Consider the following 16,190-nt stretch of genomic DNA (forward strand, 5'->3'; position numbering starts at 1 on the left):
CCCACCCGCCCCCTCTCCGAGTGAGCTGATCCGTTGACCACGACCGACCGCCTCCTGCTCGCCGACACCGGGGAGGCCGCGGACCTGTCCGCCTTCCTGGTCCGCCTGCTGCGCTTCGACCGGGCGGCGGCGGTGCGGCTGCAGGCCGTTGCCGCGCCCGGTGCGCCCGGCGCACTGGGCACGGCCGCCCCGACCGCCCCGACCGCCGGCGCAGGGGCGCCCGAGGCGGCGGCGGGTGTGCTGGCGGTGTTCGGACGGCTGCCGCTCGGCAGCGCCGGGGCACTGGCGGTGCGGACGGTACGGCTGGAGCGGCTCGACGCGGCAGCCGACCGCACCGTCTCGGCGGGCCAGTTGCTGGAGGCCGTCGACGACCGGGACGGCACGCTGCGGCTGCCCGCACCCGTCACCGGACCGGCCTGGGCCGGGCTGCTGCCGCCCCGTACGGGCTGGCAGCCGGTCGGCGAGCCGTCTGCCGAAGCGGTCTTCCCCGAGGTGACGGCCGCCGTCCGGGAGTTCAAGGAGCGCAGCGAGGCGGTGCCGGAGCACCACCGCACCCGTACGGTGCTGGACGCCCTCGCGGACGAGATCTGGGCCCGCCCGCTCGCAGCCGTACCCGAGCTCCCGCTGCGGGCCGCGCACGCGGCCTACGTGGTGGGGTTCCTCAAGCCCGCCACGGCGCTGACCGTGCACCGAGCCGGGAGCTGGCGGCGTCTGAGCGCGCCGGCCGGGTCGATCGCGGTGCGGACGGCTGCCGCGCCGGGGGCCGGGCTCGGGCTCAGCCCGCTGCGCTAGCCCGCCGGGGCCGGACCGTTACGCGGGGTGTCCCGGCAGGGCGCTCCGGCGGGATGTGCTCCGGCGGGTGTGGCCGGTAACGCCCGTCCGGGCCGGCTGCGCGGGTGTCCCGGCCCCTCAGCCCGCCGTGTTGACCATGGAGGCGGCGGCGTAGGTCAGGTAGTCCCAGAGCTGCTGCTCGGCGCCCTCGGCGAGGGCCAGTTCGTCCACGGCCGCCCGCATGTGCTTCAGCCAGGCGTCGTGCGCGGCCTGGTCGACCTTGAACGGGACGTGCCGCATCCGCAGCCGGGGGTGACCGCGCTCCTCGCTGTACGTCCGGGGGCCGCCCCAGTACTGCATGAGGAACAGGGCCAGCCGCTCCTCGGCGGGGCCGAGGTCCTCTTCGGGGTACATCGGGCGGAGCAACTCGTCCGTCGCGACGCCCTGGTAGAACCGGTGCACCAGCCGCCGGAAGGTCGGCTCGCCGCCCACCGCGTCGAAAAACGTCTCCTCGCTGAGCGTGTCACGCCGGATTTCAGTCACCTGACCATGGTCGCAGACCGCTGCGGGGCCGTACACCAGGACTTTCGGCGTACGACCCCGCGCGCTCGGAGGCCTCCGGAGCGCTTCACAGCCCTTCGGGAGCCTCCGTCCCTATCCGTCGGTCTACACGTCGTCCCAGCTGAAGAAGCGCCAGGAGATCGCGGTGAGCACCGCCGCGAAGGCGAGCAGGCCGCCCATGGCCGGCAGGACGTCCATCACCCCGCCGCCCTTGGTCAGCACCGACTGGGCGGAGGTGACCATGTACCGGAGCGGCAGCAGGCGGGAGAACGACTGGAGCCAGCCCGGTGCGTTGTCCAGCGGGATGAACGCGCCGCCGAGGAAGGACATCGGCAGGATGATGATCTGGTTGATCCCGTTCGCAGCCTCCTCGGACTTGGCGAAGGAGCCGGTCAGCAGGCCGATCGACATGAAGGCGACGGTCGCACAGGCCACCAGCGGCAGGACCAGCCACCAGTTGCCGGTGAGTTGCAGCCCGAACAGCGGCATGGTCGCCACCAGCAGGAAGATCGCCGTCTGGACGAACGCGACCAGGACGCTGACCGCCACCCGGGCCGCGACCATCGACCCGATGCTGACCGGGGCCATCCGCAGCCGCCGCAGCACCCGCTTCTTGCGCCAGTTCACCAGCGTGAACGAGGTGCCGAAGACGGCGCCGGTGGCGATCGCCCAGCCCAGCAGGCCGGGGGTGAGGTACTGGATGGGTTTCAGCGAGTTGTCCTCGACCTGGCTGGGCACCAGGGTGAAGGCCGGCTTCTGCTTGGTGGCCGCCTGGTTGGCACCCTGCACCAACGAGTTGACGACGCTGGTCACGATCCCGGACTTGACCCGGTCGGAGGCGCTGAAGCGCACCAGCACCTGGCCGTTCGGGCCCTCCTCGACCAGCCCGTCCAGGTCGCCCTTCTTCACCTTCGCCAGCGCCGCGTCCGCGTCGCTGTACTTGGTGATGGTGACGGACCTGTCCAGATCGTCCCGGTCGGCGCCCTGGACCGCGTCCAGCACCTGCACCTGGCCGACCTCGGCGATCTTGACGTGGGCCGCGCCCGCGCTCTTGAACAGCACCCCGAAGAGCAGCAGGAACATCAGTGGCATGGCGAGCGTGAAGAACAGTGCCGTGCGGTCGCGGACGAACCCGACCAGCATCACCCGGGAGAGGCTGGCGAACGCGCTCACCCGCTCCTTCGTCTCGGTCGTGGCGGCGCTCATGCGCGGTACTCCCGTCCGGTGAGCTGGAGGAAGACGTCCTCCAGGGTGGCTCCGCGCACTTCGAGCCCGCGCAGGGCGTTCTGCTCGGCCAGCACCGAGAGCACCGGCCCGGGCGCGCGGGTCGACACGGCGAGCGAGACCCCGTTGTCGCCCAGGTTGGTGACCTCGGCCCCCGCCGCCGCGAACAGCTCGCGCGCCGCCTCGACGGTCAGCAGCCCGGACTCGACGCTGACCCGGACGGTGTCGTCGATCTCCCGGACCAGGGCCGCCGGGGCACCGGTCTTCAGCACCTTGCCGTGGTCCATCACCGAGACCCGGTCGCAGAGCACCTCCGCCTCGTCGAGGTAGTGGGTGGTCAGCACGACCGTGCGGCCCTCGGCGTTGATGTCCCGGAGCAGGTCCCAGAGGTTGCGGCGGGCCTGCGGGTCGAGGCCGGTGGTCGGCTCGTCCAGGAAGACCAGCTCCGGGTCGTGCGCCAGCGCGCAGGCGATCGAGAGCCGCTGCGCCTGCCCGCCCGACATCTTGTCGGTGAGCACGGAAGCGGAGTCGGCGAGGCCGACCCGCTCCAGCATCGCGTCGGCCCGCTTGGGCCCGACGCCGTAGAAGGAGGCGAAGGTGCGGATGGTTTCACGCGCCGTCAGCTTCACGAAGAAGGCCGACGCCTGGAACTGCACGCCGATGCGCGGCAGCAGCTTGGTGTTGCGCGGCCAGGGTGCCATCCCCAGCAGCTCGATCCGGCCCTCGTCGGGCTCGCGGATCCCCTCCAGGATCTCCAGAGTGGTGGTCTTGCCGGCCCCGTTGGGCCCGAGAATTCCGTAGAATTCGCCCGTTTCGACGGTGAGTGACACACCGTCGACAGCTTGTACATCCCCGTACCGCTTACGGATTCCGTCAGCGGATATTGCTGCAGTCATGACCACAGACCCTAGGGCTTCGGGCAGGCCCTGCGAAGTCCGTCTGCGCGATTGTTGAGGAAGCGCGTCGGCCGGGGCCCGTCCGGGCCCCGGCCGACGGTCCGTCAGGCGCGGTGCAGTGTGATGGTGGTCCAGGCGCCGATGTGGACGCGGTCGCCGTCGTTCAGCGGGATCGCGGTGTGCGGCGGCACGGGCTCGGCGCCGCCGTTGACGGTGGTGCCGTTGGTCGAGTCCTGGTCGACCAGCACCCAGCTGCCGTCCGCCTGTTCCGCCAGCATGGCGTGCTGGTGGGAGGCGCCCGGGTCCTCCGGCGGGACGGAGAGGTCGATCTCCGGCACCGTGCCCCGGTGCTGGCTGCGCCGCCCGATCCGCAGCTGGCCGCGCCCGGTCAGCGGGATCCGCCGCTCGGGGCAGTACGGCGGGAAGAACAGCCCGGCCGCCTCCGGGCCGCTGCGCGCCATCATGTCGGTGAAGTAGTCGCGGTCGGCGCTGACCACCGCCATCCAGGTGGTCCGGACGGGCTGCGCCGGGGGAGCGGCGGGCGCTCCGGCGGGCGGGCCGCCGGGCGTACCGGTGGGCGGCGCCAGCCGGAACGAGGTGCCGAAGTCGTCGCCCGGTCCGTTCTGCCCGGGCTGGGCGTACACCGGCCCGGTCTGCTCGAAGCTCCCGTCGGGTTCGGGGAACTGCGGGGCCTGGGTGTACGGGGCCTGCTGCCCGTAGGCGTCCGGGCGGCCGTAGTCGGGCCGGCCGTGCGGCGGCTGGTTGTGGGGCGGCTGGTTGTGCGCGGGCGGGGCCTGCGGCGTCCGGCCGTAGTCGGGCTGCCCGTACGGAGCCTGTGCGGGCGGCGCGGGCTGCGCGTACGGGTCCGGCTGGGCCGGCTGTCCGTACGGCGCCGGTGCGGGCGGCGGGTAGCCGTACCCGCCGCCGGGCGCGGGGGGCTGGCTCTGCCGCTGGGGGGACGCGGCGAGGTCGTAGTCGTACCCGCACTCCTCGCAGTACCGTCCGGTCTGCGGGGTCCGGCAGATCGGGCAGGTGACCAGACCGGCCGTGATGTCCGGCCGCGCCTGCCCGTGGGCCGGCGGCGGGGCCATCGGCGGCGGCCCGGCGGGTGCCGAGGGCGCGCCGAAGGGGGCTGCGCCCGGTACCCCGACGCCCGGTGGCGCGGTCATCGGGAAGCCGCAGAAGTCACACCAGTCCTCGGCCTGCGACTCGTGGCCCCTAGGGCAGATCGGCATTAGTTCCCCCACATTCCGGCAGGTCCGGTTCGACCTGATGAACCGGTCACTTCTTCACCCGTACGGTTTTGGTCGACCGGGTCTCAAGGGTCATCGAGTCGGCCTCGCTCACGTTCTTACGGAACCGAACCGTACCCTCCTTGGGATCGACCACGTCGACCACCTTCTGCAGGAGTTTGAACGTGCCGTCGTTCCCGGTGCGGTGCGCGATCCGTACGGCGGCCCCGAGCTTGGCCGTCGCGCGGTCCAGATCGCCCGCGCGGTGCGCCTCCAGGCCCTCCTGGATGGACTCCGCCAGCTCGGCCTGGCCGGTGTAGTGGGCGACCTGCGGGCTGATCCGGGTGGAGGAGGCCAGGTCGTCGGTCCAGATGGCCTTCACCAGGCCCTGCGAGAGCACCTCGACGGTGCCGTCCGCCCGGGGGAGCACCAGGCTGATCCGGGCCGCGAGCATCTCGTTGCCGACGGCGGCCGAGGGCACCTCGACGCAGACGTGGTAGTCGCGGCTCTCGTCGCCCCAGGAGCCGGTCGGGTAGTCCCCGGCGCGCGGCCCGGCCTCGGCGCGGCGTTCGGTGAGGTCCTCCACGGCGGGCGCGACCTGCTTGACGTACTTCACCACCGCGTTGGCCGGCGTCCAGACCCGCAGCGCCACGTCGGCGATCTGCTTGCCCATCGCGTTCTGCATCATGGTGCGGAAGTCCTCGGCGAGACCGGAGGACTCCGCGACGATGTCGACGGTGCCGAGCAGGGTGGAGGCGATCTTGCGCAGCTCGGCGACCTCCCAGTCGGTGCCGACCCCGCGGCAGTCGACGGTGAACCGGCCGCTGACCTTGTCCAGGACGCGCTGCAGGTCGGCGGGCTTCTCGTGCTCGTTACGGCCGTCGGTGAGCAGGATGCCGTGCCGGATGGCGATGTCGGCCCGGCGGGCGAACAGCTTGTCGGCCATGGTGAGCCAGGTGCTGATCGCGGTGCCGCCGGACGCCTTGAGCTTGCGCAGCGCCTGCTTGGCCTGCGTGCGGGTGTCCTCGGAGGCGACGGCCAGGCCGCCGTTGTCCGGGTAGATCTCGGTGGCCTCGTGGGTGCCGGCGACCACGGCGAAGGCGACGCCGTCGCGCAGGGTGTCGATGGCCTTGGCGGTGGCCTCGCGGGCGTTGCGCATTTTCTCGGAGGGGTAGTCCATCGAGCCCGAGCAGTCGACCATGATCACCACGGCGGCGTCCGCGGCCGTCCCGCCGTCCGCGGGCGTCGCCGAACGCGCGGCCGTCCCGCCGCCGGTCGCGGTGACCGTGACGATCGCGCTGACCTCGCGGGCGCCGTCCGCGAGGTACTCGTTCTGGAAGATGTCGACGGCGAAACTCGGGTGGGATTTGGACAGCGTGGCCATCGTTGCTCCTGTCGAGCGGTCAGGGTCTGGCGGTCAGGTGGGTGGTCGCCGGCCGGACGGGCCGGCCTACCGAATCGGGACGGCCAATCGGGATGGCCAATCGGGCCGGCCGGCGTTCGGCCGGCGTTCGGCCGGCGGTCAGTCGGCGGTGCCGGGCTGCACGACCGGCAGGTCCAGCAGGGTCGGGGAGTACTCCTCGTCCGCGTGCGCCGGGCCGTCGGCGGCCACGGGCGTGATCGGCAGCACGGCGACGGTGATGTTGTCGTGGCCGCCCGCCGCGACCGCGAACTTCACCAGCACCTGGGCGGCCCCCAGCGGGTCGGTCCCGGCGTCGGCGGGGACCACCTCGGCCAGGTCGGTGGCGGCCTCCGCGTAGTTCCACAGGCCGTCGGTGCAGATCAGCAGGACCCCGGGCACGTGCGGGGTGAAGCTGACGGTGTGCGGGTCGATCTCCTCGGCGTCCGCGCCCAGCCAGCCGGTGATGGCGTGCGCGCGCGGGTCGGCGTACGCCTCCGCCTCGCCCATCAGCCCGGCGGCGACCACCCGGGCGGCCCAGGAGTCGTCCTCGGTGAGCCGGTACGGTTCGGCACCGGCCCGGTCGTCCGGCACCCAGTACGCCCGGGTGTCGCCGACCCAGCCGATGGTGACCAGCCCGGCGGCGTACACCGCGCTGACGTAGGTGCAGGCCGGGGCGTTGAGGCTGCGGCCGGGCGGGTTGGCGCCGTCGTGGGCCAGCGCGGCGACGGCCCGTGCCGCCACGTTGATCGAGTGGCGCATGGCCGCGGTGGGCTCCCGCCCCTGCTCCATGTCGGTCAGCAGCGACTCCGAGGCGGCGTCCACGGCGGCCGCCGAGGCCTCGTCGGGCCGCGCGGAGGAGGAGACGCCGTCGCAGACCACCGCGACCACGGCGGGTTCGCCGCCGGGCAGCGTGGTGGCGGCGACGGTGAAGGCGTCCTCGTTGCGGTGGTGCCGCAGGCCCCGGTCGGTGACCCCGGCGACGCCCGCCAGCGACCGTTCCTGGTGGTCGCGCGGACGCGGCTGGACCCCGCCGCAGGCCTCGCAGTAGCCGTCCTCGGCGACCTCGGCCGCGCCGCAGTGCACGCAGTCGGGCCCGGCCCGGCCGACCGGTGCCGACGGCTGCTCAGGACCGGCCGGCCGTGCGGGCGGCTCCGGCGCCAGCAGGCTCAGGCCGCACGCCCCGCAGAAGACGTCCTCCTGGTCCAGCGGTTCGGCGCAGTTCGGGCACTCGGTCTGCTGAGGCATCGGTTCACACCCACGTTCGGGGGCGGGCGCGGTTGGCCCGCTCCACCATCTCGATCCTGGTCTCGGCGCGGTCGGACAACCGCGCCAGTACTCGGTAGGAGTGTTCCAGGGCGAACCGCAGTTCCCGCTCACCGGCCGGATGTCCGAGTACTTCGATCTTCTCGGGCGCGGCGGGTGCGACGGCCGGCCGGCCCGCGAGCACCCAGTTCAGTGCGCTGTCCAGCACCTCGACCGAGAGTTCCTCGCGGCGCCGGGCGTCCAGCGTGAGCGCGCCGAGCTGCTCGGAGCAGCGGTTCAGCTCCGGCCCGAGGGCGTCGCCGGGGGCGCGGCCGCGCAGCCGGGCCCGGACGGCGCCGATCCGGGCCGCCGTGTAGTGGGCGGAGGACTCCGGTACGGCCTCCAGGGCCAGCACCGCGCCCGCCCGGTCGCCGGCCGCCAACCGGACGCGGGCCAGCCCGAAGGCGGCGCTCACGTAGGCTCGGTCGGTGCTGCCGACCAGCCGGTAGAACTCGGCGGCGTCCTCGCCCTCGCCGAGCAGTTCGGCGCAGACGGCGAGGGCCAGCTTGGGCGCGGGCTCGCCGGGGAAGGCGTCGTACACGGCGTCGAAGGATTCGGCGGCCTGCCCGGGCCGGTTCGCGGCCAGCGCGGCCAGACCCCGGTACCAGACCACCCGCCAGTCGTCCGGGTGGTCCGCCTCCAGTGCTGTCAGCGACTCGGTGACGGCCTCCTCGTCGTTCAGTTCCAGGTGCGCCCGCAGCCGGCGCAGCGACAGTTCCACCGAGGGGACGGGCGCGTTGCGCAGCACCGCCAGCGACTCGGCGGGCGAGCCGGCGACCAGGGTGGCGAGGTAGCCGGAGTTCGGGTCGGCGGCGTCCACCCGGGGGACGGGCAGGGCCAGGGCGGCGGCCGCCGCACCGATCGGCGCGGTGGACAGCTCGGTGTCCACCACCCGCAGTTCGGGTCCGAACAGGGTGGAGAGCGCGGGCCGGGGCCGGCCGTCCTGGAGGCTCAGCACCTCGCGCAGCACACCGGTCAGCTGGTCGGCCATCTCCTCGGCGGAGGAGAACCGGCGGGCCGGGTCCGGGTCGGTGGCACGGACCAGGAAGCGGTAGTACGACTCGTACCGGGTGAACAGCGGCACCTGCTCCGGCTCGGGCAGCTCGTAGCGGTAGGTGGTGCTGTAGCCCTGGAAGTCGAAGGTCATCACGGCCAGCGTGCGGGCCACCGTGTAGAGGTCGGAGGCGGGTGACGGGCCGTCGGCGGCGATCTCCGGGGCCTGGTAGCCGACGGTGCCGTAGATCGGGCCGTCGTCGTCGAAGCGGCGGACGGCACCCATGTCGATGATCTTGAGCGAGTCCTCGCTCTGGATCACGTTGTCTATCTTGAAGTCGCAGTACACCAGCCCGCGCCCGTGCAGGTAGCCCATCGCGGGCAGCGCCTCCAGCGCGTACGCGATGGCCTGCTCGACCGGCAGCGGCTCGCGCCGGCCGTCCGCCGAGCGGCTCTCGTTGGCGATGTCCTTGAGGGACTTGCCGCCGACGTACTCCATCACGATGTAGCCGTCGACGGAGCCGGTCCGGGAGTCGGGGTGCTCGACGAAGTTGATGATGCGGACGATGTTGGGGTGGTCCACCTCGGCGAGGAAGCGGCGCTCGGCGATGGCCACCGCGAGGGCGTCCTCGTCACCGGTGTCCAGCAGGCCCTTGAGCACCACCCAGCGGTCGCTGACCCGGCGGTCCACCGCCAGGTAGATCCAGCCGAGCCCGCCGTGCGCCAGGCAGCCCAGCACCTCGTACTGGCCGCCGACCAGGTCCCCGCGCACCAGCTTGGGCGTGAACGAGTACGGCGTGCCGCACTTGGTGCAGAAGCCGTCCGGGCGGCCCGGCACGCCGTTCTTCTCCCGGCCCACCGGGGCCTCGCACTTGCTGCAGTAGCGCTTGCGCTCGGGCACCTCGGGGTTGGCCAGCACGGCGGCCGCCGGGTCCTGCTTCGGCACCGGCGGGACGGTCACCAGGCCGGCGCCCAGATTGCCGCGCCGGACGGTGCCGGTGCTGCCCTTGCTGCTGCGCACCGAGACCGAACGGCCGCTGCCGGTACGGGAGGAGCGATGTGAGCGGGAGCGTCCGGACATCGTCCGGGAGGAGCCGCTGCGGGACGAGCCCGTCCGGGTGGAGTCGGGCGAGACCCGGGCCGCCGGGACGCGCGGTGCGCCCTTCGGCGCGGGCTCGGCGGCCAGGCCGCACTCGTCGCAGTAGCCGTCCGCGTCGATGGTGCCCGGGCAGCCCCTGGTGCAGGCGCTCCCCGCGCCGCCGCTGCCGCCGCCGCTACCGCCGCTACCGCCGCTACCGCCGCTACCGCCGTTGCCGCCGCCGCCCGACGGCACGGCGGCCGGCTGTGCGGCGAGGCCGCACTCGTCGCAGTAGCCGTCCGCGTCGATCGCACCGCTGCCGGAACACTCCGGCCGCCCACACGCCTCGCCCATGAAACTCAAGCCCCCTGACCGTCCTGATACGTAGCGGCCGGCTTCGTCGCCGGTCGCAGTGCCTGCTGGAACCGCCCCACCGCGTCCGCCGCCGCCCGCAGGTCGCACGGAGCGCTCCAGAGCAGCCAACGGGCCTTCTCGAAGCGTTCGATCACCTCCGGGTCCTCGGCGACCCCGAGCCGGGCGGCCATCGCCTTGTACGCCTCCAGCCGGCCGCGCAGCTCCGCGCGGACGGCCAGCGGCTGGGCCACCTCGGTCAGCGACTGCCTGGCCCGGGCCAACTCCTTGGCCGCGGCGTCCTCCAGGGTGTCCAGCAGTGGCGCCAGCCGGTGCCACTGCCCGGTCTGCTGGAGCTCCACCGCCAGCACGATCCGCTCGCGCAGCGCCGAGGCCGGCCCCGGCACCGCCGGGACCTCGGTCGCGGCGATCTTCGCCAGCACCTCGCCCCGGGCCCGCCGTGCCTCGGCCAGCGTGGCGTCGGCGCGTTGCAGCAGGTCGCCGACCTGCTGGAGCCGCTCGTGCGCCTCGTCGCGCAGCCGCAGCAGGCCCTCCAGCTCGACCCGGACGCCGTCCAGCGCGCGGCCGGCCCGGTCGAAGCGCGCGGTGTCCACCGCGCCGGGAGGCGCCGAGAGGGAGGCCGTCCCGACACCGCCGCCACCCTGCGCGGGCACCCGGCCCGGCCGCCAGAGCGCCAGCGGGTCGGCCAGCACCTCGGCTCGCAGCGCCGTCAACTCCTCGTTCAGCTCGGCGAGATCGTCCGCCATCGGGTGCACGCCGGGCTGCACGCCGACCGAGCCGGAGAGCATCCGGACCCGGCCCAGTTCGGCCAGCAGCAGGTCTATCCGGGCGGGCAGGGCGGACCAGACGGCGTCGGCGGCGTTCACCACCTCCAGCACGGTGGCGTACCAGGCGTTCATCCGGTTCACCAGCTCGGCCAGGCTGACCTGCTCGACCAGCCGGGCCGGCACCGGGCTCGCCACGTCCGGCAGTTGGCTGCCCGAGACGGTGACGGCCGCGCCGCCGAGCAGCTCGCTCAGCTCGGCCAGCTCCGGGGCGCCGGGGCGGCTCCGCCGCGAACGCACCGCGCGGGCCGAGGCCAGTGCCTCGGAGTAGCGGTCGAACAGCGCCCAGAGCAGTGTCAGCCCCTGCTCGGCGACGGACCAGCGCTCCTTGGTGCGTCCGCTCAGCGCGGCGCCCTCCAGCAGGCGGCGCCCGGGATGGTCCTGAAGGGACAGCAGTGCGGCCTCGACGGCCTCGCGCTCGGCGCTCAGCCGCACCAGGGCGCGGTCCACCTCCTCCCGGTTCATCGCCGGGCCGGCAGATCCTGCCAACGCCATGTCCTTCCTTCTTCCCCCGTGAGCCCCGGGGCCGCCGCCGAGCGGCTTCGCCACCGAGGTGTTGGTCCGTGCGGCCGCGACCGCGGCCGACCGGGCAGCCTACGGCAGGTACTGGGCCGAGGAGACCCCCATGCTCGGTGCCAGCCAGCGGTTGTAGCTGTCCTGCCAGCCGCCGTCCGCCCGGTAGTCCGCCAGGACCTGGTTGACGCGGGCGACCAGGTCGGTGTCCTCCTTCTTCATGGCGATCCCCATGAAGGCGGGGGCGATCGTCTCGCCGGCCATCTCGACCGTCGGGTCCTGGGAGGTCTGGGCCGCCGCGAGCACGGTGTCCGTCAGGGTGGCGTCCACCTGACCGAGTTGCATCAGCACCAGGCAGTCCAACTGGTTCTCCACCACCTTGACCGAGGCCGCGCCGCGCGAGTTCCGGGCCAACTCGGTCTGTGAGGAGGACTGGTCGGCCACGCACGCCCGCCTGCCCTTCAACCCCTGCGCCACCGAGGTGACCTTCGCCGCCTTCGGCACCACCAGTCGCTGGCCGGAGGAGAAGTAGGGGGCGGAGAAGGAGATCTGGGTCAGCCTGTCGCAAGTGATCGTCATCGTACGCGTGATCAGATCGACCTCGCCGTTCTTGACGGCTTCTATACGCCTGGCCGTCGGCACGGTCTTGAAGGTGATCTTGTCCGGATCCCCGAGGATCGACTTCGCCACCGCCCGCGCGAGATCGATGTCGAAGCCCTCGATCCGCCCGGTCTGCGGGTTGCGGAACCCCCAGTGGTAGCTGTTCTGGTCCACGCCGACGACCAGCTTGCCGGCCTTCTTGATCGCCTGGACCTTCGACCCGCCCTCGTACGTGCTCGGCGGCAGGCTGCGCATGTCGCAGCCGCTGTCCGCCGGGGCAGCCGGCGCGAGCCGCGGTGCGGCCGCCACCCGCTCCGTCGCGCCCTGGGAGGTGCCCGCGCCGAGCGCACCGGCGGCCAGCGCGACCACCGCCACCAGCACCCTCGCCCGGGCCGGCCGCCGGGCTGCCCGACCCCGTGCCGCCGGGCCCTCGGTGGCCGGACTCCCTGCCGCCGGACCGCCCGCCGCCGAACGCGGCTTCACCGTACGCATCGTCATCTCAGCCCCCCGCTACCGGTACTCGGCCAGTCGTCGGCCGAGGCCGACGACGACGCCTGCTGTGGCCAGCGCCGCGAGCAGCGCCACCCCTGCCGCCAGGATCCCCAGCGACCCGTCGACGTCCTGGGCCGCCGATCTGAACGCCGCCTGCTCGACGGCCGCCGCCCGGGCGAGCTGCTGGTCCATGGCGTTGAACGCGCTGTCCGAGCTGTCGGTGCCCGGGCTGCCGACGGTCGTCCGCAGCGCGGCGGCGTAGTCCCCCGCGTTGTTGCTCGCGGCGGCCGACTGGTGCCGGGTGTCCCAGGCGACGAACTGCGCCCTGGCCTGCGCCAGGGCCGCTCCCGCTTCGGCCGGCGCACCGGCGCGGGCCCGGTCGAGCATGCCGCCCTGGGTCCGGGCCTTGCCGTCCGCCGCCGGGCCCGCGAGCAGTGCGGTGACGGTCGTCCAGGTCTTGGTGTAGCTGTCGCTGGCACCGCGCGCGACCAGGTCGAGGTTCTCGGCGGCCCGGGACTGCAGGGCCTCGATCCGGGCCTGGTTCAGCGCCCGCAGCGGCAGTGCGCCGTGGCTGCGGCTGTCCGACAGGTCGAGGCCGCCGGAGACCGTGCCGAACACCAGCCAGACCAGCGCCACCAGCACCGAGGCGGTCGCGCCGAGCAGGCCCGGGTTGAACACCCGGTTGGTCCGGCGCAGCAGCAGCACCTGGCACAGGACCAGCGCGCCGAGCGCGACCAGGCCGAGCCCGATGGACGCCCACGGGAGGCTGCGGGCGTCCGCGTAGTCGCCGTCCAGCTGCCCGGACTCCACGTCGGCCAGCTTCTGCGCGGACGGCAGCATGGTGCCCTGCATCAGGGTGGAGGCGTAGCGCAGGTACGCCCCGCCGAGCGGCAGGCCCTGCCGGTCGTTGGCCCGGGCGGTCTCCACCAGGCCCGCGTACTGCGGAAGCTGCTGGTTCAGCTGCGACACCCACTGCTGGGCGCCGGAGGCGGAGCCGGTCCGCGCGGCGGCCTGGGCGAGCAGCCGGCCGGCCGTCGCGAGGTCGTTCCGGTAGCGGTCCTGGACGGCCTGCGGCGCGTCACCCGCCAGCAGGAAGCCGCCCGCCGCCGTGGTGTCGGCGTCGGCCAGCGAGCGGTAGATCTCGGCGGCGTCCTGGTTGAGCGGTTCGCTGTGCGAGACCACCTGGCCCGCCGCCTGCGAACGGGCGCCGACCTGCCAGGCCGTCAGCGCCCCGAAGGCCAGTACCAGGACGGTGAGCAGCACGGTCGCCAGCCGCAGCCGTCCGGGCGCGGTGTCGGTCACCCCCCGAAGCCGGGCCACCCCGCGCCGGGCCACCCCGCGCCGGGCCACCCCGCGCCGAGTCGGCGGCGGTGCCGCCGGTCTGCTCGTCTGTGCCGGTGCTGTCGCCATCTGGCACCCTCCCCTGTGGACCCGCCCCAAGCTCCGGGCGTCGGCCCGATGCCAGCAGTATGGCCGCCGAGTCCGACGGCCACACCCGAGTTGCGCCGATCTTGAGCTTCGGGCGTCGGCGCGTCACCGGGCGGTCGCGCGGAGTTCCGCTGCGGGGCGTGCGGAGCACTCGCGTGGCCGGCCGGCCCGGCCGGTCGCCGGTCCTCCGGTCGGGGGGATCCCTTCGGTTTCGGGCGGGCGGGATGTCACCATGGATCCCATGCGTCTGCTCGGAACGATCACGCCCACCCGTCCGCTGTTCGTCGTCGCGATGGAGGAGGAGGCCGCCTACCTCGGTGACGCCTTCCCCGTCCTGCTCACCGGCATAGGCAAGATCAACGCGACCGCCGCACTGGCCACCGTGCTGGCCCGGGGAGAGCACCCGTCGGAGATCGTCAACCTCGGCACGGCGGGCGCGCTGCGCCCGGGATGGTCCGGGACGCACCAGGTGGCGCAGGTGCTCCAGCACGACATGGACACCCCGGCACTGCTGGCGCTCACCGGGTACCGGTACGGCGAGGCGCTCAGCCTCGGCGAGGCCGCCGGACCGACGCTCGCCACCGGCGACCTCTTCGTCTCCGACCCGGCCGCCCGCGAGCGGCTCGCGCAGACCGCGGACCTAGTCGACATGGAGGGCTACGCCGTCGCCACCATCGCCCAGCGGGCCGGGGTGCCGGTCCGGCTGATCAAGCACGTGAGCGACGAGGCGGGCGCGGGGGCGGTCCAGAGCTGGCAGCAGTCGGTGGACGGCTGCGCGAAGATCCTCGCCGAGTGGGTGCACGCCCAGCAGTTCTGACCCCTCCCGGAGCCTCCCGCCTGTCGCCTGTGGTTTCTCGCCCTACGCCTGCCCGTCCGGCTGCTCCTGCGCCGCGGCGAGCAGCGCCTCGGTGGTGACCACCTTGGCGAAGCGCATGTGGTGCAGCGCGGCCGCCGTGCTGCGGGAGAGTTCGGCGGCCGGGATCGTCACGCCGTCCGGGCCGGCCATGTCGAAGCCGTGCATGGCGTCGATCGGGAAGACCACGTCGTAGCCGAGGTTGCCGCCCATCCGGGCGGTGACCTCGTTGCAGGCGTTGGTGATGATCCCGACCGTCACCAGCTGGGTGGCGCCGCGCTCCTGGAGCCAGGCGTGCAGGTCGGGTGTGCCGTAGAACGCGCTGTTGACGGTCTTGGTGATGTGCAGATCCCGCTTGGCGCCCGCCACCACCGGCTTGAGCTCGTACCCGGGCGTGCCGGGCACCAGCGGACCGGCGGCCGACCGGTGCTGCACCACCACGACGGGCCGGCCGGTGGCCTGCCAGGCCTCCAGGATCCGGGCGATCCGGTCCTCGGCGTCGGGGTTGTCCCGAGGGCCCCAGAACTCGTAGTCCTCGAAGCCCTGTTGGACGTCGATCACGATCAGGACGGCGTCGTCGGCGATCTGCAGGGGGGCGTCGAATGCGCTGGTGTTGGTCATGGCTCCATCGTGCCGTCCGGCGGCCGGGGCCGGTGAGCGTTCCGCCCGCCGGTGATCGATAGATTTCTGCCATGCAAACGGTGGGCTGCCTGATCTTCGACGGTGTGCGGGTCTTCGACTATGCCGTGATCAGCGAAGTCTGGTCCGCACGACCGAGCCGGCCCGAACTGCCCGCCTTCGACCTGCGGATCTGCGGCCCGGACGAGAGCCGGGTCCGACTCGGCGGCGGGCTCGAACGACTGCCCGACCATGGGCCGGACGTGCTGCTCGACTGCGACTTGGTGGTCGTCCCCGGCGTCGAGGACCCGCAGGGATGCCGGGCCCCCGAGGTACTGGACGCGGTACGCGCCGTCCACGCGCGCGGCATCCCGGTCGCCTCGCTCTGCACCGGGGCGTTCGTCCTCGCCGAGGCCGGGCTGCTGGACGGCCGCCACGTCACCACGCACTGGATGCTGGCCGCCGAACTCGCCCGGCGCCACCCCGCCGTGCAGGTCGACCCCGACGTGCTGTTCACCGGCGACGGCGAGGTCTGGACCTCCGCCGGAGTCGCGGCCGGGATCGACCTCTGCCTGCACCTGATCCGCTCGGCGCACGGCCAGCAGGCCGCCGCGGCCGTCGCCCGCGAGATGGTCACCGCACCCTTCCGGGCCGGCGGCCAGGCCCAGTTCATCCCCTCCCCGGTCCCCGAGGAGAGCGACCGGGACGACCCGCTCGCGGTGGTCCGCTCCGCCGTCCTGGCTTCGCTGGAAACACCCTGGACGGTAGGCCAGTTGGCCAAGCTGGCGATGATGTCGGAACGCTCCTTCGCCCGCCGCTTCACCGAGGCGACCGGCACCTCCCCCCTGCGGTGGCTGCTCGAACAGCGCGTCCTGACGGCCCAACGCCTGCTGGAGGAGACCGACCTGCTGGTCGACGAGATCGCCGTCCGCTGCGGCTTCGGCTCGGCGGTCTCACTCCGCCCGGCCTTCGTCCGCAGGGTGGGGGTCGCCCCCCGCGAGTACCGCCGGGCGTTCCGGCGGTAGGATCCC

14 protein-coding genes are annotated in these 16,190 nt (G+C 73.6%); 3 read left to right on the forward strand and 11 right to left on the reverse strand.

The features are described 5' to 3' along the window. Positions 1-33: 33 nt before the first annotated feature. The gene (locus tag ABD330_RS12040; RefSeq protein WP_344463895.1) at positions 34-792 is read left to right on the forward strand and encodes a DUF8185 domain-containing protein; all 759 of its coding nucleotides are present in this window, start codon (positions 34-36) and stop codon (positions 790-792) included. A gap of 117 nt (positions 793-909) precedes the next feature. On the opposite strand, the gene ABD330_RS12045 is transcribed toward ABD330_RS12040, so the two are convergent. From ABD330_RS12045 to ABD330_RS12090, 10 genes are all read right to left on the reverse strand, one after another. After that, a complete protein-coding gene (locus ABD330_RS12045; protein ID WP_344463897.1) occupies positions 910-1,314 on the reverse strand; it encodes a globin in 405 nt (134 codons plus the stop codon). 123 nt (positions 1,315-1,437) lie between these two features. Continuing rightward, positions 1,438-2,538, reverse strand: coding sequence for an ABC transporter permease (locus ABD330_RS12050; RefSeq protein WP_344463899.1), 1,101 nt, complete (start codon positions 2,536-2,538; stop codon positions 1,438-1,440). Beyond that, positions 2,535-3,386 carry an ABC transporter ATP-binding protein gene (locus ABD330_RS12055; RefSeq protein ID WP_344463901.1) on the reverse strand — a complete coding sequence of 284 codons (852 nt, stop codon included), beginning with the start codon at positions 3,384-3,386 and terminating at the stop codon, positions 2,535-2,537. The genes ABD330_RS12050 and ABD330_RS12055 overlap by 4 nt, the downstream gene beginning before the upstream one ends. A 170-nt stretch (positions 3,387-3,556) precedes the next feature. Beyond that, entirely contained in the window at positions 3,557-4,621 is a 1,065-nt protein-coding gene (locus tag ABD330_RS12060; protein WP_344463903.1) for an FHA domain-containing protein, read from the reverse strand. A gap of 112 nt (positions 4,622-4,733) precedes the next feature. Next, positions 4,734-6,068, reverse strand: coding sequence for a VWA domain-containing protein (locus ABD330_RS12065; protein ID WP_344463905.1), 1,335 nt, complete (start codon positions 6,066-6,068; stop codon positions 4,734-4,736). A gap of 138 nt (positions 6,069-6,206) precedes the next feature. Beyond that, the gene (locus ABD330_RS12070) at positions 6,207-7,331 is read right to left on the reverse strand and encodes a protein phosphatase 2C domain-containing protein (RefSeq protein WP_344463907.1); all 1,125 of its coding nucleotides are present in this window, start codon (positions 7,329-7,331) and stop codon (positions 6,207-6,209) included. 4 nt (positions 7,332-7,335) lie between these two features. Further along, positions 7,336-9,813: a serine/threonine-protein kinase gene (locus ABD330_RS12075; RefSeq protein ID WP_344464145.1), complete on the reverse strand. Its 2,478-nt coding sequence runs from the start codon at positions 9,811-9,813 to the stop codon at positions 7,336-7,338. A gap of 5 nt (positions 9,814-9,818) precedes the next feature. Next, a complete protein-coding gene (locus ABD330_RS12080) occupies positions 9,819-11,150 on the reverse strand; it encodes a hypothetical protein (protein ID WP_344463909.1) in 1,332 nt (443 codons plus the stop codon). Positions 11,151-11,249: 99 nt separating this feature from the next. Continuing rightward, positions 11,250-12,266 carry a glutamate ABC transporter substrate-binding protein gene (locus ABD330_RS12085; RefSeq protein ID WP_344463911.1) on the reverse strand — a complete coding sequence of 339 codons (1,017 nt, stop codon included), beginning with the start codon at positions 12,264-12,266 and terminating at the stop codon, positions 11,250-11,252. A gap of 12 nt (positions 12,267-12,278) precedes the next feature. Further along, positions 12,279-13,562, reverse strand: coding sequence for a hypothetical protein (locus ABD330_RS12090; protein ID WP_344463913.1), 1,284 nt, complete (start codon positions 13,560-13,562; stop codon positions 12,279-12,281). A 367-nt stretch (positions 13,563-13,929) separates the two neighbouring features. Here ABD330_RS12090 and ABD330_RS12095 point away from each other — a divergent pair, with 367 nt between their 5' ends. Next, a complete protein-coding gene (locus ABD330_RS12095) occupies positions 13,930-14,505 on the forward strand; it encodes a nucleosidase (RefSeq protein WP_344463915.1) in 576 nt (191 codons plus the stop codon). Positions 14,506-14,547: 42 nt separating this feature from the next. Here the strand turns inward: ABD330_RS12095 and ABD330_RS12100 are convergent, their stop codons facing one another. Then, positions 14,548-15,162, reverse strand: coding sequence for a cysteine hydrolase family protein (locus ABD330_RS12100; protein ID WP_344463917.1), 615 nt, complete (start codon positions 15,160-15,162; stop codon positions 14,548-14,550). A gap of 71 nt (positions 15,163-15,233) precedes the next feature. On the opposite strand from ABD330_RS12100, the gene ABD330_RS12105 reads away from it, so the two are divergent. Continuing rightward, entirely contained in the window at positions 15,234-16,184 is a 951-nt protein-coding gene (locus ABD330_RS12105) for a GlxA family transcriptional regulator (RefSeq protein WP_344463919.1), read from the forward strand. Positions 16,185-16,190: the final 6 nt, after the last annotated feature.

Source organism: Kitasatospora kazusensis (assembly GCF_039529945.1).
Taxonomy (GTDB): Bacteria; Actinomycetota; Actinomycetes; order Streptomycetales; family Streptomycetaceae; genus Kitasatospora; species Kitasatospora kazusensis.